This is a genomic window from Streptomyces sp. NPDC051104 (assembly GCF_040682835.1).
GTDB classification, from domain to species: Bacteria; Actinomycetota; Actinomycetes; order Streptomycetales; family Streptomycetaceae; genus Streptomyces; species Streptomyces cynarae.
Window position 1 is genome coordinate 106,963 of record NZ_JBFBBS010000015.1, and the last position, 19,850, is coordinate 126,812.

Annotated in this window: 11 protein-coding genes; 5 read left to right on the plus strand and 6 right to left on the minus strand. The window is 67.7% G+C overall.

The genetic code is table 11. The features are described from left to right. The first annotated feature begins 13 nt into the window (after positions 1-13). Positions 14-1,684: an Hsp70 family protein gene (locus tag AB0N14_RS21920; RefSeq protein ID WP_366027374.1), complete on the plus strand. Its 1,671-nt coding sequence runs from the start codon at positions 14-16 to the stop codon at positions 1,682-1,684. Between the two features lie 17 nt (positions 1,685-1,701). Here the strand turns inward: AB0N14_RS21920 and AB0N14_RS21925 are convergent, their stop codons facing one another. The 6 genes from AB0N14_RS21925 to AB0N14_RS21950 form a co-directional block, all read right to left on the minus strand. After that, complete coding sequence (locus AB0N14_RS21925) at positions 1,702-5,223, minus strand: helicase-related protein (RefSeq protein WP_366027375.1); 3,522 nt, start codon at positions 5,221-5,223, stop codon at positions 1,702-1,704. 249 nt (positions 5,224-5,472) lie between these two features. Continuing rightward, complete coding sequence (locus AB0N14_RS21930; RefSeq protein ID WP_366027376.1) at positions 5,473-6,696, minus strand: hypothetical protein; 1,224 nt, start codon at positions 6,694-6,696, stop codon at positions 5,473-5,475. A 248-nt stretch (positions 6,697-6,944) separates the two neighbouring features. Beyond that, complete coding sequence (locus AB0N14_RS21935; RefSeq protein ID WP_366027377.1) at positions 6,945-10,211, minus strand: type I restriction endonuclease subunit R; 3,267 nt, start codon at positions 10,209-10,211, stop codon at positions 6,945-6,947. Next, on the minus strand, positions 10,208-11,383 hold the full coding sequence (locus AB0N14_RS21940; RefSeq protein WP_366027378.1) for a restriction endonuclease subunit S: 1,176 nt from the start codon (positions 11,381-11,383) through the stop codon (positions 10,208-10,210). Before AB0N14_RS21940 ends, AB0N14_RS21935 begins: the two co-directional genes overlap by 4 nt. Next, on the minus strand, positions 11,376-12,998 hold the full coding sequence (locus AB0N14_RS21945) for a class I SAM-dependent DNA methyltransferase (protein ID WP_366027379.1): 1,623 nt from the start codon (positions 12,996-12,998) through the stop codon (positions 11,376-11,378). The genes AB0N14_RS21940 and AB0N14_RS21945 overlap by 8 nt, the downstream gene beginning before the upstream one ends. A 17-nt stretch (positions 12,999-13,015) precedes the next feature. Beyond that, complete coding sequence (locus AB0N14_RS21950; RefSeq protein ID WP_366027380.1) at positions 13,016-15,199, minus strand: hypothetical protein; 2,184 nt, start codon at positions 15,197-15,199, stop codon at positions 13,016-13,018. Between the two features lie 267 nt (positions 15,200-15,466). On the opposite strand from AB0N14_RS21950, the gene AB0N14_RS21955 reads away from it, so the two are divergent. From AB0N14_RS21955 to AB0N14_RS21970, 4 genes are all read left to right on the plus strand, one after another. After that, a complete protein-coding gene (locus tag AB0N14_RS21955; RefSeq protein ID WP_366027381.1) occupies positions 15,467-16,063 on the plus strand; it encodes a hypothetical protein in 597 nt (198 codons plus the stop codon). A gap of 130 nt (positions 16,064-16,193) precedes the next feature. Then, a complete protein-coding gene (locus tag AB0N14_RS21960; RefSeq protein WP_366027382.1) occupies positions 16,194-16,826 on the plus strand; it encodes a hypothetical protein in 633 nt (210 codons plus the stop codon). A gap of 106 nt (positions 16,827-16,932) precedes the next feature. Then, on the plus strand, positions 16,933-19,359 hold the full coding sequence (locus tag AB0N14_RS21965) for an AAA family ATPase (RefSeq protein ID WP_366027383.1): 2,427 nt from the start codon (positions 16,933-16,935) through the stop codon (positions 19,357-19,359). Next, positions 19,359-19,745 (plus strand): hypothetical protein, encoded by a 387-nt coding sequence (locus tag AB0N14_RS21970; protein ID WP_135566969.1) that lies wholly within the window; start codon positions 19,359-19,361, stop codon positions 19,743-19,745. Before AB0N14_RS21965 ends, AB0N14_RS21970 begins: the two co-directional genes overlap by 1 nt. The last annotated feature ends 105 nt before the right edge of the window (positions 19,746-19,850 follow it).

Sequence of the window (19,850 nt, forward strand, 5' to 3'; positions counted from 1 at the left end):
GAGGAGGACATGAGTGGATGAGGAAAGACCCCTGGTGGGCATCGACTTCGGCACGGCGACCACGCTGGTGACCCAGCGACTTCCCTACAGCTACGCCGAAACCGTGCCGATCGGCATCAGCACAGCCTGGCTCCCCAGTACCGTCGCCGCCTCACCACAGGGCGATCTCGTATTCGGAGAGGCGGCCGAGGCGATTGGCGATCCCGGCGCGGTGCGCTCCGTCAAGCAGTACATCACCGCGGACAGATACGCGCCACTCTCGCTCGGGGCACATCGCGGTACGCAGATGTTCACGCCGGACCGGCTGATCGTGGCCCTGCTGCGGCATGTGGTGCTGCTGGCGAAGGCCAACGAGGCAGAGACCGACGACGCCGCCTTCCGCCTCGCCTGCCCGGCGATCTGGGACGGACCGCGCCGCAAGCGACTGGCTTCCCTCGCCAATGAGGCCGGAATCCCCGTCACGGTCGCCGACATCGTCGACGAACCGATCGCGGCCGGGCTGGCCTGGTCGGAAGGCTGTCACGACCGCGACGGCGAACCCCCCGAGGGCACCGTCCTGGTCTTCGACTACGGCGGGGGCACGCTGGACATCGCCCTCATGTCAGTGGGCGAGGATCTGGACGATTTGGAACCGGAGCTCACGGTGTTCTCGGCCCGGGGCGTCGCGGAAGCCGGCGACGCGTTGGACCTACGGATCGCACAGGACCTGGAACGCGATATGCGAGCCGCCGGCCTCGACGTCGATCGCATGCCCTCCCCGCGAACGGTGCGATCCCTCCTGCTGTCGGCTGCCCGCCGCCTCAAGGTCCTGCTGTCGGACACCCGTTTCGACACACAGAGTGTGCCGCTCGGCGGCGGCCACACCACCATGCTGGAGTACACGCGACAGCGCCTGGAAGAAGCCTTCTCCCCTCAGCTGGACCGCGCCCTTCAACATGTGCGAGCGGCCTTGTGCGAGGCCCGACTGCGCCGCCGGACTACGCCCGACCTTGAATCTCTCGCACGCATGCCCATCGAGGAGCTGGCGAGAGACGTCGAGTACGTGCTTCTGGCGGGTGGGATGTCACAGATACCCCTGGTGCGTGAGGAGTTCCTGCGCCTCTTTCCCCATGCTCGGGTGGAGTACGACCAGTCGCTGGAAACACCGGAGGAATCCGTGGCGACCGGCCTCGTGGTGCGTTCCGACCGCTACCACCGGCTCTCCCTCCCACGGCCGGGATTCGACCTCGTGCTGGAATGGCAGGACCGGGACGGTCGTACATGTCGTGAGTTGCTCTACCCCGCCTTCCAGCCGCTTTTCACGGCGGACCAGGTCTTCCGTCGGGAAGGGAGCCTCGGGCACCGGTACGACGCCCAGGTCCCTGGGCTCACCGGGGATGCCACGGCCGCGCTGCGCGCCGTCTCCGTGGACGGCAAGCCGCTCGACTTCGTGGTGGACGGCCGTCCGATACCTCACCTGCCGGTAAGGCTGCGGCGGTTCACGAACTTCACGTTCCAGCTGAAGGTCTCTGGGGACATCTACGTAAGGGACTGTGCCTACCAGGAGGCGCGCTTCCGTGTGGAGCGCTGGCCGATCCTGCGAGGGGGAGAGCGGAACTCCGTGAGTCTCAGCACCGTACGCAACGGGTTCCCGATACAACGGAGCACGACGTTCACCGACTTCTACTCGCATCCGCATCAGTGACAGAGAACCGGTATCCGTCACCGGACGGACACCGCGCTCCTGGCTCCGCCCTCAACCAGTACGAGGGCCACCGTCTCGGTGGAGAGACTGAAGCGGGAGTCGCGGTCCATCTGGGCGAGGCGGGCGTCGCGCTGAGTCTCCAAGTGTCCCACCCGGGCGGTGTGCAGACGCCTGATCGACGTGCTGTCCACCTCTTGAGCGAGTCGGCGCGCCTGCTCGATCTTGTGGCGGAACGTGTCCTCCACCGTCGCGCGCCGCCCGGCCGCGAGTGTCGAGTTCTCCGCCTGGTAGCTGCGCTTGGCCACGTACTCCCTCTCGGCCGCCAGATCGTGCACGATCTCGAGGATCTCCGGGAGAGACGCCGAGATCCTGTCCGGAAGGGGCTGCGGCGGGTCCGCGAGGTCGCCGCCGGCGAGCGAGGTCAACAGCGCGGTGCCCACCTCCGGCACTTCCTTGAGAGTGGCCGTGTCGACAGCCGTGGTCCACAGCTCCCGGCGCGGACGCGCGCCGTCCACCTGAGCGAGCCTGACCTCCACCAGGTAGCGGGATCCTGGCGGGAGTCCGGGCACCCGTACCCGGCCGTAGCGGCCGAGCGTCTCGGCTTGCTCCATGAACCACCAGTGGGCAGCGCGCACGAGCGGATGCCGCACGCTGAGCAGCGGAGCACCGGTCTCCGTGGAGGTTTGGGCGGTGAAACAGGCACGCAGCGGCTGGTACACGCCTCCGAGCCTCGCCAGCAGGTCACTGCCTCCGGGGGCGGAAAAGGCTCCCGCATACATGGCCTCGGCCATGGTCTGGCGCAGCCGGCGACTGCCGGTAATGTCCACCATGTCGTCGGTACCGGGGACGGGTTCCATCCGTCCGTGACCGGCTTGCCGGAGGAAGGCCCCCACCAGTCCACGGATCTCCCGTGGCCCCAGGTAGCGGCCTCGGCCGGGACTGTGCTGGTCGAAGCCCTCGATGAGCAGGTCGTCGAGACCCGTGAGGACTTCCCGGGCCTTTTCCAGGGATGCGATGTCCTTGTCCCGGTCCACACGGGCGACGCCGATGCGGTCAACCTGACGTCGGCGCTCCTCCTCGCTCAGGCGGGGATCCAGTACGACTCGATGAAGTTCGCGGAGGCGGCCGCGCAAGATCGGCTCCAGCTCTCCGATGGAGTCCTGGAAGACACCGATGCGCTGGTAGAGACGCTGGAAGATGTCGGTCTCGATGGTGCCGGGGACCTGCATGTTGAAGACGAAGACCTTCTCGTGCTTCTGTCCGAACCGGTCCAGCCGGCCGATGCGCTGCTCGACGCGCATGGGATTCCACGGCAGGTCGTAGTTGACCAGAACGTTGCAGAACTCGAAGTCCAGGCCCTCGCTTCCGACCTCGCTCACCAGGAGGAGGTCGAACTCCCCCGCCCGGAAGTCCGCCATGATGCGAGTGCGCTCCTGCTGCGGTACGCCGCCGTGCATGACCCGGACCCGGAACTCGTCGGTGAGCCTGCTCTCCAGGTACTCCAGGGTGCGGGTGAAGAAGGAGAACACCATGGCCTGGCGGAGCCCCTTGGCGCTGGCGTCGCGGAGCATGCCGACAAAAGCTTCGAACTTGGTGTCACGCGGCAGCGGCCGCAGGAGTTCGGGGAGCTGTGCCAGTTCCTCGGCGTCGTGGTCCGACACCTGCGCGACATCCTCCGGTGAGAACTCGCCCTCGGTGTCCTCGTCCGGGACGATCTCCTCGTCGCGGACGAAAGCTTCCCCATCCATGGCATCCGTCCGGCTGTCGGGAGTGCGTGTCGTGACGGCCCCGGAGAAGCGCTCCCGCAGCCGCTGCTGCATGGCGGGGATGCAACTCGCGGCCTGGCGTAGCCACATCTGTGCGGCGAAACCGGCAGCGGTCCCACTGCGTGCGGCACGCCGTAGGCACCAGGCATGCAACTTCTCGTAGAACTCGCGCTCGGCCCTGGTCCACGTGACCCTCACATCCTCTGGCACGCGCAGGGCCTTGGCATCAGGAGTGTCGGCCTTCCGGGTGCGGCTGACGATGCCGGCCAGAGCGTTGAGATCGGCAATGCACCGCCTGGCTTCAGAGAGCTGGTGCGCCGACAAGACGTCCGGGTGGTTCAGGATCTGCCGCAGGCGCTTGTATTCGTGCCTTTGCGCCACCAACTGCCCGAACCTGGAGCCGGGCACCCGGTCCAGTGTCGGCAGGAGGCCACGCGCGCCCCCTGGGGTGCGTCCTGTGCCGTCGGCCAGCCGGGCCGCGACGGTGTTCAGATGCCGGTTCGGCTCCAGTTGGCTCTCGAAGACACGAGGATCGGGAAACGAGCCGGGGTCAAGCAGGTGGACCAAATTGTAGAGATCCTGGTTGCCGAGGTTGAGCGGCGTCGCCGAGAGGAGGACCAGGGCGTCGGCCCAGTCAGCCAGTTGACTTACCGCCGCGTGGCTCCGGGTGGCCGCGTTCCTCACGTAGTGGGCCTCGTCGACGATCACCAGGTCGAAACGGGGCTGCAGTTCCGCGAGTTCGGTCAGTTGCCCCTCCCGCCGCAGACGCTCCAGGGAGATCACGCCCGCGAAGGGCTGCTCGTTGTCCCCTCGGCGCAGCAGCTTGAGGAGTTCCTCCATGCCGTCGTTATCGAGGACACGCAGTTTGCGGTCAAAGCGTTGGTCCATCTCGTTCTGCCACTTGTGCACCAGTGCGGCCGGGCAGACGACCAGGCCCCGAAAGTGCGTCCCACCGAGCCGCGCCGCGGCCCGCCGCAGGTGGGTGCGCTGCTCCAGCTCGTTCCAGATGAGGCCCGCCTCGATGGTCTTTCCCAGGCCGACCTCGTCCGCGATCAGCAACCTCTGCCGGTCCGAGTTCATCAGCTTGAGAACTGGGCGGAACTGGTACGGCCGGAACACCGTCCGGCTCGATTGGAAGGAGTACACGGTGTCCGTGAGCGGCGTGCTGAGCTTGGCCAGGGTCAGCGTCAGCGCGGTCTCGGCCGCCGGGGCGGGGACACCGAGAATCCACTGCTCGGGGTCGTCACACACGGCGGCGACGGGTTCGAGGTCCTCCTCGAAGACCTTGATGGGCCGCCCGTCGGCGCCCTGCAGCGTGTACTGGAATCCGATATCGCCGACGCGACGCACACGGGTGACGGTGCAGGTACCGCCCCGTCCTACGACCCGGACGACATCGCCGACGGAGTACAGGGCCTTGGTCGGCGCGACCTCGGGCTCCCGCCATGCCCGCCACTGCCGGTACAGCAGGAGGGCGCGGTGCAGCGGGTGCCCGTCCTCGACATCACGAAGCCGTTTGCGCTGGGCGGGCACCGGAGGTGCCCCTCCGATCAGGGCGAGGGCCGCGACGCAGCCGACCGACCGGCGTGACTCGAAGAGATACAGCCCGGACGGCAGACTGTGGCCCGCCGAACCCAAGGGGATGGGCCGCATGTGAGGCAGTCCGAGCCGGTCAGCGGCTTCCGGCGCGTCGTAGAAGATCTCGGTGGCCCGCCCCAGCGACTCCCGGTGGACGCTCGTGTCTCCCCAGGGGCTGTACTGAAGTCTCGCCATGTCGTCGTCGATCGGTACACCATCCGACGCCACCGAGTCCCCGCCACCGGATTCCGAAGATCCGTTCACGTCCCACCCCCGCCGTGCCTGCCTTCAGCAGTAGAGCAATACAGTAACGACCAGGCCCCGTTGGGACCTTGCAACCGGTGACTTACCAACCGGGGTAGCGGGACCACCAATGGGGGTCTCAACCCATGGTGTACTCGCTGCCCAGTCCAGCCCAAAAGCCCCCACGGCTGACGGCCTCGCTTACTCCTCGTCGCCGTCATCTTTGCTGGTGAGGGCGGCACGGCTCGCCCAGACCCCCGCAACCCCCATGACCGCCACACCCACTCCTACGGCCGCTACACGCCCAGCCTCTGCGGCCGCGTTCTTCAATTGCATTGGGTCCCGGGCCGCGTCCCACCATCGTTTCGCCTCCAATGAACGTCGGCCAGACTCGATTCCGAGCGGCCTGTGGAATTCATCGACGGCGCTGCCGACATGGTTAATCGAGCCCACCACAGTCCGGTGCGCGGGCAAGTGCAACAGCACTTTGGAATTGGCCGTGCCGGCAGCCGCATCCATGCGTGCCATCAGGTGCTCAATCTTCTGCGAGATGAGTTCCCGCCGCTTCTGCCGGTCATCCTTCAGCGCTAGCCGACGCCCGTCCAGCTTGTCCGGAGACTCGTCCAGTACCCGCTGCAGTCGCAGCACGTCGAGCGCGTCTTGCAGTTCGAAGCAACGAGCCACAACGGCGAGCAATTCCTGAACCTGGGACTCTGCTTCCTTGGCCATCTTGGCGAGATCACCGATCTTGGTCGTGCTCTCCACCCTCTCCGCGAGTGCGTCGAGTCGACCCAGCGCCCACCCCAAGGCGTCCGTGATCGTATGGGTCCTGGCCTGAACGGTCGACCACGTATCGTCGTCGACCTGGCCCTCCCGGTCCAGAACGGTCATGGCAGACTCAATGTCGAGGCCCGCTCCGAACACCTTCCCCAGCTCGACGTTCTTCTGGGCGCGGATCACGTCGTCGACCTTCTTGTCGATCGTCGCGAGATAGCTCTTGATCTCGTTCATCTCATGCTGCCTCGCGAGCTGCGCCATGATCCCTGCGGCACCAGCAAGAATCGCCGGGTTGGTCAGGAGTGAGCCTGACCGCTCCACCACCTGGAGCCATGACTCGATTGAGCCTCGTTTCCCCACCATCGCGTAGCTGATGCCAGGCGTCTTGGTTTCCATCAGTCCGTGCTTCTTGTAAAGACGCGCGGACTCCTCGGTCAGCTTCAGCCAGCGACCTGAGTTGGCGGCAATGTCAGAACCCGCCTGTGCGACTCCAGCCGCGGCACGGAGGAGAGGGCCGAGCCGTCGCAATGCGAGGTCCTTCGACAACGACAACAGTCCCTCTGATGCGAGGAAGCGCTCGACATCCGCCGGGTCCCCGATGACCGCAAGTCCATCGCCGTCACTGATCAGCTGAATCTCGTTATCCATCGCTCACTCCTGTAGTGACTCCTCGCAGTTGAAGATAGGTGGGGTGAGCGGTGCAAGAGCTTCCATCATCGGAAGGCGTCGCTCTTCCACCCCGGCCACCGACGCGCGCACCACACGTCCTGCGGCTACACCCTCAAATGCGAAGAGCCGTTGAAACCCAACACCTGTCAGGGATTCGAACCCTTGGCCTCTTCGGCTCGGCAAACCTTGCCGTCGAAGCAATCGGACACCCTGACAGCCAACCCGAATCAGGCACCCGAAGAGCCTTTTGCAGACCACTCGTTGGCGAAGTACTCCATCTGCTTGATGACCAGGTCGATGGCCGCCTTCTCCCTGTCCGGCGGGTAGTTGTTGCGGACCAGAAGGCGCTTGATGGCGCTGCGGAGACGGGCGCGCACCGGTTCGCGGGCGATCCAGTCCGGCTTCAGCTTGCTGCGGACCTCCGCGACCAGCTCACGGGCGATGCCGGCCAGTACCTCGTCGCCCATCAGCTCCCGTGCGGTGCCGTGGTCGGCGACGGCGTCGTAGAAGGCTAGCTCGCGCCAGTCCAGCGGCGGGTTGAACTTCTCGCCACGCCGAGCGTCCTCCATGACCTCCTTCGCCATCTCGACCAGCTTGGCGATGAGTTCGGCACTGGTGTACTGCTGTCGCATGTACCGCACCATGAGGTCCTGAAGCCGTTCGGAGAACGTGGTGCGGCGGACGACGTTGTGACGCGTCACCTCGCGCATCTTCCGCTCGATGAGCCGCCTCAGTGCCTCTGCCGCCAGGTGCGGGGTCTCACTGTTCTGGAGCTGCGCGACGAGCGCGTCGTTGAGATGGGTCAGGTCGGCGGTCTCCAGGCCGGCCTCGGCGAACAGGTCCGTGACGCCGCCGGTCTCGACGACCGAGGACGTCAGCTGGGCGAGGTACAGCTCGACGTCGCGGGCGATGGGCAGACCGCGGGCCTCCCGCTCCATCGCGTCGTACTTCGCCATGTAGGCACGGACCTCGACGAAGAACTGGATGTCCCGGCGCCAGGTCGGGGTGTCGGGGAAGCGTTCAGCGATGTTCTTGGCGCTCGCGGAGAGCGCGTAGAAGCGCTCCAGGCGGTGGGCGTGCTCGCGGTAGCGGCGGCCGAGCGTTTGGCGGGAGTCGTCGAGTTTGTCGGGGTCGTTGCCCGGGGTGCGCGGGTCCCTCAGGTACGCGGTGGCCTTGCGCGCCGCGTCGATGAAGGCGGTCTTCGTCGGCTGAGACAGCCGCGCCCGCCAGTCGAGTCCGCGCAGCATGTCATTGAGGATGTCGTACTCATTGCGCAGCTCATCCAGCGCCCGGTCCAGGTCGTCGCCGAGCGTCCGGTCGTCCTGGTCGGCGTCGGTGTACTCGGCGATCGCCCGCTGGAGGTTCTCGGTGAGCGGGGCGTATCCGACGAGGAGACCGTCCTCCTTGCCACGGAAGCGGCGGTTCACGCGGGCCAGGGCCTGCATGAGGTTGGCGCCCTTGAGCGGCCGGTCCAGGTACATCGTGTGGACCGGCGGGGCGTCGAAGCCGGTCAGGAGCATGTTGTTGACGATGAGGAGCTGCAGCTCGTCGTTGGGGTCCTTGGCTCGATTGATGACCGCCTTGCGGCGGCTGTCGCTCAGGACATGGGGGAGGTAGTGCTTGGGATCCTTGCGCGAGTTCGACGAGAAGACGATCTTCATGGCGCCCTTGTCGATCTCGTCGCTGTGCCACTCCTCGCGCAGCTCACGCAGGGCGTCGTAGACACGGACGCAGATTTCGCGGGTTGCGCACACGATCATCGCCTTGCCGGTGGCACCGCCCTTCTCGGACACACCGACGAACGGCTGCATCGCCGTGCGCCGCGCTTCCCAGTGCGTGACGAGGTCCTGGACGAGATCCCTTATGCGGGCGGGAGCACCGTACATCGCATTCATTGTGGCGACGGCCTGCTCGACGCGCTGCCGCTCGGTTTCGTCGAGCCCGTCGGTGATGAGGTCGGCCTCTTCGTCGATCTTCGTCGGATCGACGTCCTTGTCCAGCACTAGCTGGATGACGCGGCCCTCATGGAAGACCTTGACCGTCGCGCCGTCGTCGGCGGCGCGCTTGAGGTCGTAGATGTCGATGTAGTTGCCGAACACCTCGCGGGTGTTGCGCTCCGCCTCGGAGATCGGCGTTCCGGTAAAGGCGAGCAGTGTCGCGTGCGGGAGGGCGTCGCGCAGGTGGCGGGCGTAGCCGTCGAGGGAGTCGTAGTGGCTGCGGTGCGCCTCGTCGACGACGACCACGATGTTGCGGCGGTCGGAGAGGAGGGGGTGGTCGGCGCCGGACTCCTTCTCCTCCTTGGTACGACCGAACTTCTGCAGCGTGGTGAAGAGGATGCCGCCGACGCGTTTGGCGGCCAGTTCTTCACGGAGCTCGGCGCGGGTGAGGACCTGCTTGGGGGCCTCCGGGAGGATCTCACTCTCCAGGAAGGTGGAGTACAGCTGGTCGTCGAGGTCGGTGCGGTCGGTGATGACGACGACGGTGGGGTTGAGGAGGGCTGGGTCCCGCATCACCAGGGTCGTGGTGAGGACCATCTCCTCGGACTTGCCGGACCCCTGCGTGTGCCAGACGACACCGGCCCGCCCGTCGGTCGCGGCGGCGTTGCGTACCTCCTCCGCGGCGCGCGTCACCGCGTGGTACTGGTGCGGCTTCGCGATGCGCTTCATCCTCTTGGCCGGGACGAAGTTGATGAACGACCGGATGAGGGACAGGAACCTCGGGTGGGTGAACAGGCCGTGCAGGGCCAGGTTCTGACCCGAGTCCCATATGCCCTCGGCGTCGAGCAGGTCGACACGGGCGCCGAACTCGTCCGTGTTCCAGGGCGCGAAGTGCTCGTACGGGGTGAAGGGGGTGCCGTACTTGGCGGTGATCCCGTCGGAGAGCAGAACCACGGCGTTGTACCGGAACGCGGTCGGGAACTCCTCGACGTACCGGGTCACCTGCGAGTGCGCGTCCTGGAGCGTGGCGTCCTCGTCGCCGGCCCTCTTCAGCTCCAGGACAGCGAGGGGCAGGCCGTTGACGTACAGGACGAGGTCGAAGCGGCGGTTCTTCTCGCCGTCAATGACTGTGACCTGGTTGAGGACGCGGTAAACGTTCGCGTCGGGGTTGTCCAGGTCAACGAGGCGGATTGTGGGGTTGTGCTCGGCACCGAAGGCGTCAGTGTAGGTGACGGACCGGATGCCAGCGGTCAGGTAGGCGTGGGCGGTGCGGTTCTCTTCATAGGTGTCCTGGGAGGACGGGGTCGCGGCGGCGGCGACAGCGTCCCGGACGGCGTCCGGCGGCAGCTCAGGGTTGAGCCGCTCGATCGCCTCGCTGAGGTCCGGGTAGAGGATCAGGTCGTCCCAGGACTTACGGTACCCGGAGCCGGGGGCAAACTCGTTGCCAGGCGACGGCTGCCAGGCGAGTTCGGCGAGTTCGTCCAAGGCGAGGAGTTCCCAGTCGGCCTCGTAGGGGCGATGCTGCTCGGCTCTGTCGTTGTCTCCGGGGTGTGTCATGTGTGGTCCTCGACAATCTTCTCTGCGTACTTGACGCGGAGGCGGCCGGACATGAGTTGGGGGAGGAGAGTGTCACGGAGAGTGGCGAGGGTGCGCGACTCTTCTGTGGCCTGACGGAGTCGATCGTCAAGTGCCTTGAGCTGCGATTCGAGCCCGTCGATGCTCTGTTCACTTGGCCAGCTCAGCTCTAGCTGCGAAAACTGCTTCTTATTAATGGAACCGAATACCGTCCCCTCGGCCTCGTATGGCCGCCAGACGGAACGATCCGACGAAAGTGCATGCAGAAGCACATGGGGATACTGGACAGATCGAACCGCCGCAACACCGCGTCCAATTCCACATTCCTCTGCAGCCACGTTGATTTCCCCAACAGGAGCGCGAACGCTAACGAGTACATCATTCTCGTACGCGTAGCGCGTGACTGCGGTGCACCACACTCGATGTCTCGGGTAGCGCATCCCGAAGTCCCTCGTCCCCTGATAGAACGGCAGTCCATCTCCTCGTTCGTTGTACGTCTCGCCAGGAGGCGACTGCCCCATGGTGATGCTGGCGACGTCTGTGATCAAGCGCGGAGAGCGCTCAAAGCACCCCTGGAAAAGTGCGCCAGCCAACTCGTTGACCGTGGCCGCAATGCGCTCATTGACGGTGATCTTGTCGTCCAGTGCTCGGAGTACCGCCGCGATCGCCTGCTGTTCTGCGACAGGCGGCAGGGACAGAGCGTACTGGCCAATTCGCGTTGGGCTTGTGTGCTTGACGGTGGTACCCGTTGCTCCGCCTACGACATGCGAGCGGTATGTATCCGTTCGTAGCGCATAATGAAGAAACCCCTTCTCCACCAGCCCTGGCTTGAGGATAGCCACTTTCCCAATTCGCTGATTATGAAGGTACTTCTTACCCCCTGGGATCACTCCAGCATATCCGAGGGTATCAGCAGCCTTACTCAGATCCGTCATCGTGACGACCAGGTCACCCTCAGAAAGCGTGAAACCCTCCGGGATGGGACCTGTGTAACTCTTCGGTTTCCCTTCCTTAAACCCGCCGCCGATGGCGAAGTTTCCTGGAGTTACAAGGATGGGACCATCTGGATCCTCACCGAAGTACTCGCCTTTGAAAGCGAACCCGTGCTTGATGTCGATGAGGTCCGCTAGCTTGTGGGAAGTCCACTCAGACATCGACCCTCCCCAACTGCTCCCGAACCGTCTCCTCCAACTCCGCCGACCTCTCGAACAATCCGTACAGCTCCTCCGTCAGCGCGGTGATCCTCTCCGCCACCGCCTCCGCGTCCTCCTCCTCCGTCTCAACTGCCCCCACGTAGCGCCCTGGCGTCAGCACATACCCGTGCTCCCGCACCGTCTCCAAGTCCGCGGAGAAGCTGAACCCGGGCTCATCTGTGTACGTCAGCCCCTCCGCGCGCGCCGACGCCGTACCCCTCCACGCGTGATAGGTGCCCGCGATCTTCGCGAGGTCCTCGTCGGTCAGGATGCGCTCAGTCCGGTCGACCATCGTGCCCATCCCTCGGGCGTCGATGAACAGGATCTCCCCGCGCCGGTCATCCAGTCGCCGTGCCGCCTGCGGGGACTTGTCCTTCGCAAGGAACCACAGGCAAGCCGGGATCTGTGTCGTGCGGAACAGCTGCGGCGGCAACGCCACCATGCATGCAACTAGATCCGCCTCCACCAACGCCTGCCTAATCTCGCCCTCACCGTTCTGCTGCGAGCCCATCGACCCGTTGGCCAGGACGACACCCGCCGTCCCCTTCTCCCCCAGCTTCGAAATCATGTGCTGGAGCCACGCGTAGTTGGCGTTGCTCCTCGGCGGCACCCCGTACTTCCACCGAGCGTCACCCTCGTCCCGCGCCCAGTCCTTGATGTTGAACGGCGGGTTGGCCATCACGAAGTCGGCCTTGAGGTCGGGGTGCTTGTCGTCGGCGAAGGTGTCGCCCCACCGGGGACCGAGGTTGCCGTCGATGCCGTGGATGGCCAGGTTCATCTTGCCCAGCCGCCAGGTGCGCTCGTTCAGCTCCTGGCCGTACACCGCGATGTCGGCCTTGTGCCCTCGCCCCCGGTGCGCCTCGATGAACTTGCTGGCCTGCACGAACATGCCGCCCGAGCCGCACGCCGGGTCATACACCCGTCCCTCATACGGCTCAAGGATCTCCACGATGAGCCGGACCACCGACTGCGGCGTGTAGAACTCGCCGCCCCGCTTGCCCTCCGCCCGCGCGAAGTTACCGAGGAAGTACTCGTACACCTCGCCCAGCACGTCCTGCGCCGGCTTGTCCTCGTTGCCGCCGAAGCGGGCGTCACTGATGAGGTCGACGAGTTCGGCCAGACGCTTCTGGTCGACGTTGTCGCGGTTGAAGATCTTCGGGAGGACGCCGGTCAGCGAGGCGTTCTCCCTCATGACCGCGTCCATCGCCTCGTCGAGCAACTTGCCCACGCCCTGGCTCTTGGCGTTCGCGGCGATCCACGACCAGCGGGCGGTCTCCGGAACCCAGAAGACGTGCGCGCCGGTGTACTCGTCGCGGTCCTCGAGGAACTCGTCGAGGCGGTCCTCGGCGATGCCGTCCTCGGCGAGCTCCTTGGCCAGCTCAGACCTGCGCTCCTCGAACGCGTCGGAGACGTACTTCAGGAAGATCAGGCCGAGGACGAACTCCTTGTACTGCGCGGCGTCGATCGAGCCGCGCAACTTGTCCGCGGCCTTCCACAGGATCGCTTGGATCTCCTTGGGAGTGGAAGCGGTGAACAACTCCGCCTGATCCGTGGGCTTTTTCGTGCGCGGAGGCATGGAGTGGATCGTCTCCTTTAGTCGTCGGTGCCGGATGAGTCAGTCAGGTCAGAAAGATCAGGAAGTTCAGGAAGCGTCTGCATCGTCAACGTGCCATCGGCGAATCCGTCGGCGGCGACGCGGGCGAGGTCGTCGAGCGCGTCGCACTGCTCCCGCAGCAGCGCCGCCCGCCGGGCGACCTCGGCGAGCACGGCGTCGAAGCGCTCCGCCTCCTCCCCCGCTAGGTCGGGGATCAGTAAGTCTTCGACTGCCCGGGAAGCCCGCACCGCACCACTGGTGCGCGCGTGCTCGGAGGCCGCCGCCCGCAGCAGCGCGGCCAGCGCACGCGGCCGTACCGGCGGATCAGCATCGGGGTGTACGCGCAGCACGCGAGCCGGCGCCGCGACGACGGACAGCCCTTCCTCGTCGACGTACACGCCGAACCGTGGGTTGGCCGTGACCACCACGTCCCCCGGCTCCGTAAACTGGGCATGCCCGTAAGCTGTGAGAAGAACGCCACGGTCCATACGGCGGCTGCCCGCCCGCACCTCGCCGAGTATCTCCTCCGGCGTGATCACGCGGTAGTGGCCCTCGGGCGTGAGGTGCTCCTCGGCGATGCGGTGGCCGGGGCGTCGGCGCAGTCGACGTTCCTTGAGGAGCCTGCGGACCGTCGTACGCCGGACGGGCTTGTCCTCGGGCCGCAGTACGGCCTGGACCCGCAACGCCGCGCGCAGGTCGGCCTGCGCTCGGGCCCGCTCGTTCAGGTCCGCCAGGCGCTGCTCCAGGTCGCCGATCAGAGCCGGGCGTTCCATGACGTCACGGGTGTAGCGGGCCTCGGCTGTCCGATGCTGCGGCGTGAACGCGATACCGGGCCGGTCGTCGAGCACCTTGGCCGGGACGATCACCGCGTTGCGCGGCTCGTGTCGGCGGTCCCCGCGCCAGCCGGCGGCACGCCAGATGGCGATGTCCTCGGTGAGCGTGTCCAGCACGGGTTCTGTCAGGGGCTTCGCCGAGTAGTCGGCGAGGAACACAAGACCCGTGCGCTCCGAGTCCGACGTACGGGAGAGCAGCCACACCGCCGTGCGGTAGCCGGGGCGGTACGGGAGCGCCCCGTCGGGCAGGCTGATCGCGGCCTTGAGCAGGCCGTCGTGGAGGAAGGACCGGCGCAGGCGGTCGGCATCCCCGTGCTGGGGAAGTGACCGCACGAGGACATCGGCCGGGCCGAGGACGACGGCCGTGGAACCGGTGGCCAGGTAGTCGGAGAGGGTCTGCACCCGCTCCAGCACGGCCCGCGCGTTCCGAATCTCGCCCGCCTGGTAAGGCAGGACGCAGGCCAGCAGGTCCGGGTACCCCCAGTTCTCGACGGACTCCACGGACAGGTCCTCGCCCTCAGTGACGTCGAGGTGGAACTCGTACACCTCCCGTACGAGCATCCGGCGTCGCACCAGACGGACCCGGGCCGGGTCCGGGTCGGCGGCGAGGTAGGTGTGTCCGGAGCCCTCCGGGGCGGCGGCGTGAAGGGCGGCGAGCAGGTCGCCCGCGCCGGCGTACGGCGTGGCGAGTACCGCGCCCTCATCCAAGGCCGCCACTCCGGTGAGGGCCGCGAGAGCGCGGACCAGCGGTGAGGCGGGTGCGTCGGCGGCCAGGTCGGTGGAGCCGAGGCGGCGGCGGGCCTCCAAGACCCAGTCGAAGGCCTCGGCGGGGGTGTAGGCGGCCTCGGCCAGCTCGTCGGCGAGGACTGCCAGCGCGGCGCCGGTGCGGTCGGGGTCGGGTACGGCCCGCAGTTCAGCCAGCAGGAAGGCGTCCTCAGTGTCGAGCGCGGCGGCACGGTCCAGGAGGTCGTCCCAGCGGCGACCGGAGACGGCGGCGTCCAGCTGCTGGCGCAGGCAGATCAGGGCTGTCAGCGCCCCAACGAGTACGGAAGCGGGCAACGCGGGGGTGCGCCAGGCGGCGAGCGTGTGCAACGCCAGTTCCGCGCGCAGCCGACGGCGGTCGGCGTTGCCGCGCCCCGTGTCAGCCAACCAGTCGACGACCTCCCGCGCATCGAACAAGGGGCGTCCGTCCTCGTGAGCGGCGGGTGCGGGGAAGTCGGGGTGCCGTCGGCTCCAGGTGGTGGGTACGGGCCGTTGGACGCGGGCGAGGGCTGCGATCTCCGCATAAGTGATACGCCAGGCCGGCAGGTCGGGCAGGATATGGGACACCGCATCCAGCGCGGTACTCACCGGTCGTCACCCCCCGTCTCCTGTGTACCGGTGTTCATGGCCCTGGCCCCTGTGACTCTGGGCGGAACGCGTCAGCGCCTGGGCAAGTAGCAGCACCCTACCCCTCCACGGGTTTCTAACGGTCCATGTCACTGATAACCGGGGTTATCAGGTTCTCCAAAGAAAAACACGACGGATTACGGCACCTTGATCCCTGTCGGCCACGCCGCTCAGGAGCGGACGGCCGCTCACTCACTGGACCAGACACGACGCCCCGGAGGTCCCGCCATGTCCGACGCACCCTCGACGCCCCCCACCGCCCAGCCCTACGGCTCCAACGGCCCTGTTCAGGCGGCTGGCTGGGGCGCCATACCGCCCCTGCCCCCACTGCCCCCGACCGGCAAGCCGTCGCGCCGCAGAGCATGGCTGACGCACGGTGCGACGGCGTTCGTCGCCCTGGTCATCGGCGCCGCGATGGGCGGCGGAGGCGGGTCCGGGTCCACCACGGATTCCGCGCGCCCCGCTCCGGCCGTCACCGTCACCAAGACCGCCGACGCGCCGGCGCCGGAACCGGAACCGGCGGCGACGGTCACCGAAAAGGTCACGGTGACACCGAAGCCGGCCAAGGAGCCCGGCCCGGCGGCCTCCGTGGCGGGAGACGGCACGTACCTCGTCGGCGAGGACATGAAGGCCGGCACGTACAAGACGGCCGGCCCGGCGGACAGCGCCATCCCCAACTGCTACTGGGCCCGCCTCAAGGACGCGTCCGGCGAGTTCGACGCCATCATCGCCAACGGCAACGCACAGGGCCAGACGCGCGTGACCGTACGCAAGGGCGAGTACTTCCAGACGTCCGGCTGCGAGACCTGGAAGAAGGTCGGCTGACAGGCCGACGCGGGCCGTCCCCCTTCCACTCCCACGACGCTCTCGACCGTCTGCCGGCGCACCCGCCCGTCATCCGCTGCCACCACCCCCGTCCAGCGCTCGCCGTCCGGCGCCAGTCCAGGAGGATTCCGTGAGCCGCCGTTCCCCGCTCGCCCGCGCACCCCGCCCCGACACCCGCGTGCGACGCGGGGTGCAGTTCAGCGACACGGTGAAGGCCGTGCCCGGGCCGATCGTCCTCGCGACCGACGCGTCCGTGGGCAAGGATCACGTCGGCATCGGTTTCCTCTCCACCACTGGTCACGCGGGACTTCGAGCCCACCTCTACCCGGTGCACCTCGCCCGCCCCCACACCCGCATCGTGGTGACTGAACTCCGGGCCGTGTACTGGGGCCTGCAGCCCGTGCTCGCCGCCCACCCCGGCCGCCCGGTCGAGGTCCGCGTCGACAGCCTCGACGCCCTCGGTCACCTGCGGGCCTGGCGGGAAGGCGGCACCCGCATGCCGAAGGGCTACGACACCCACCTGCGGTCCCAGGGCCGTACGCCCACGCTCACGCGTCTCCAGATGCTCGTCGAGTACACCCCGAGCCTGACGTTCGTCCACGAGAAGGCCCACGTCGGAAACCCGCTGAACGAAGCCGCCGACTCCCTGGCCAAGCTCGGCCTGCGCGCCGTGGGCGGCAAGGCCCCCGTCGATGAGATCCCGCGCCTCCTCCCTCTGTGGGCCACCGGCGCCCTCGGCGACTACCGCCGCAGCCGGGCCTGACCCAGCCGCCCGGCAACGCACGCAGGCCGGGGCCCTCTTCCCGCACCGACACAGCCCCCAGTCCCCCATCGCCCCGCATTCCGCGACAGACCACAGGAGCCACGCCATGTCCCAAACGGAACAGCCGCATCCGACGGACCGCCCCGCTACCGTCGCCGAACTCGTGCAGACGCGCCTCGCGGACGCGCCGCTCCCCGAGCCCGTGAAGGTGCTCCTCAAAGAGGCCCTGGGCGACGGAACCACACGGGAGACGTCCTCCGTCAGCCGTATCTATCTCGAATCGGTCGCCGTCACCCGGTTCCGCGGCATCGGCCCGCGCGCCTGGCTCAAGCTCAGCCCCCGGCCGGGCGTGAATCTCGTCGTCGGCCGCAACGGCTCCGGCAAGTCCAGCATCGCCGAGGCGATCGAGACCGCCTTCACCGGGACGAACCCGCGCTGGGAGGGCAGGAACGCGGTGCGCGGCGGCAACTGGCGCAACCTCCACGACAGCGAGGGCAGACCCGAGATCGAGGTGAAGGTTGCCATCGGCGGTGACGGCGGCCGCAGCACCCTGACCCGGACCTGGACGAACGACGAATTCGCCGTCTCGCAGGCCGAGTTGAGGCGGCCCGGACACAGCCGTACTCCCCTTGACGACGTCGGCTGGAAGCAGGCGCTGACGGACTACCGGCCCTTCCTGTCGTACGTCGACCTCGACCGCATGATCAGCGGCAAGCCCTCCGAGATGTACGACGCGATCGCCACGATCCTCGGCCTGGAGCAGCTGAGCGACGCCTACCTCTCCATCGGCCGGGAGGCCAAGGTGCTCAGCGACGCGAAGAAGGCGGTCGAGGACGCGCTGCCGGGTCTCAAAGAGGCGCTGTACCAGCTGGAGGACGACGACCGCGCGGTCCAGGCACTGCTCGCCGTGGACACTGCGGGAGCCCCGGACTTCGAGGCCCTCGACTCCCTGATCACTGGGCTGCCCGCCGAGAGTGACGAGGGGCTGCTCGCCGGACTGCGTGCGGAGGCCGCCGTACAGGGTCCCGACACGGCGCAGGTCGGTGCGGCCGTGGACCGGCTGCGTACGGCCCTTGCCGATATGGAGGACCTGCGCGGCACGGGCGCCGATGACGCCCTGCGGCGCGCGGACCTTCTGGAGCGCGCGCTGGCCCACCACGACCGGCACCCGGACACGGGCTCCTGCCCCGTGTGCGGCACCGGCGAGGTGCTGGACGCCGCCTGGGCCGCCGACGCTACCGTCCAGATCGCCGCTCTGCGGGAGGAGGCCGCAGCCGCCCGAACCGCGCGCGACGCACTGCGGTCCGCGGTGTTCGCCGTTCAGGACCTCGTCCACACGCCCTCGCGGATCCCTGAGCCGTTGAGGGACCCGTGGAAGGCCTGGACGGCCTGCCGGACCATCAGCGATCCGACCGACCTCGCCCAGCGTGCCGCGCAGGCCGCGACGGTACTGGCCGACGCCTGCGACGCGGTGCGGACGAGGGCCTTCAGGGAGCTGGAGAAGCGAGACGAACGCTGGCGTGCGCTGGTCATCCGCCTGGCGGGCTGGGCGGAGAAGGCTCGCGGCGTGGAGGCGAACCGGCAGCGGCGCCGCGACCTCACAAAGGCTCAGAATTGGGTCAAGACGCTGGCCGGGGAACTGCGCGAACAGCGCATGGAGGACTTCGCCGACCAGTCCCAGCGCGTCTGGGAGCGGCTTCGTCAGGAAAGCAACGTCGACCTCAAGGCCGTAACGCTGAAGGGCAGCGAGAGGGCCAACGTCCGCAAGCTCGTCATGGACGTCTCCATTGACGGCAAGGAGGCGTCGGCGCTCAGCGTCATGAGCCAGGGCGAGCAGCAGGCCCTCGCGCTGTCCCTGTTCCTGCCCCGGGCCACCACCGCCGACAGCCCCTTCGGTTTCGTCGTCATCGACGACCCGGTGCAGTCCATGGACCCCGCCAAGGTGAACGGCCTGGCTCAGGTCCTGCACGAACTCGGGCAGCACCGTCAGGTCGTCGTGTTCACCCACGACACCCGGCTCCAGCGAGCGTTCACCAGCCAGGAGCTTCCGGTGACGGTGTTCGAGGTCGAGCGGGGCGAGGCGTCCCGGGTGCGGGTCCGGCCGGTGACGGACCCGGTACGTCAGGCACTCGACGATGCGCGGGCTCTCGCAAGCACCCCCGACCTTCCCGCAGCGGCGCGGACGCACGTCCTGCCCAGCCTGTGCCGCATCGCTCTGGAGAACGCCTTCCTGGAAGCCGCCTGGGTCCGGCACCACCGCGGCGGAGGGCAGGGGGAACTTCTGCAGGCCATCGTGACCGACGCCGACCGGTTCGCGAAGTTGGCGGCCCTGGCCCTGTTCGGCGATGCCGCACGGGCCGCCGACGTATACCCGGAACTGCGCGCCCGGCACGGGCGGCACGCCACGGACCTCGTCAGGCAGTGCCAGGACGGTGCCCACCCCGCCGGAGCGCAGATCACCGACCCGCACCGCTTCGTGGACGAGATCAAGTCCATCGCCGAGAAGGTACGCAAGCCCGAGGAGACCGTCTGATGCGCGCCCATGCCACCTCGATCGACGAACTGCTGCTGACCACCGACCGGCTGCTCACCGGGCAGCACATCCGCACCACGTCCGCCAGCCGCCACCGCGGTGCCTCCTTGGCGCTGCGCACTGCCCTGGAGATCGCCGTTGACCGTCGGCTGAACGCGGCCCTGCCCGGACTCGGCCGCCTCTCCGGGCGGGCCAAGCTGCTCTGCCTCCGCTGCTGCACCGGTGCGGAGATCGCCCGCCGTACGAAGGCCGTCTGGTCGCACCTGTGCCTGGGGTGTCACTACCACCAGTACGAGATCGGGCCCTCTCGCGACCAGGTGCGCGCCTGGCGGGCAGAGGTCGGCGAGCTGGTCGAGGAACTGCGCGCCGATCCCGTCCAGCGATGACGGCGCGAGCGCGGCATCCGGGATTGCATCGCCCGCAGGGGTATTCGGCCGGGCAAAGACGATCAGGTCTGAGTCCGTCCTGCTGAGGGCGCGGCTGTCCTACGA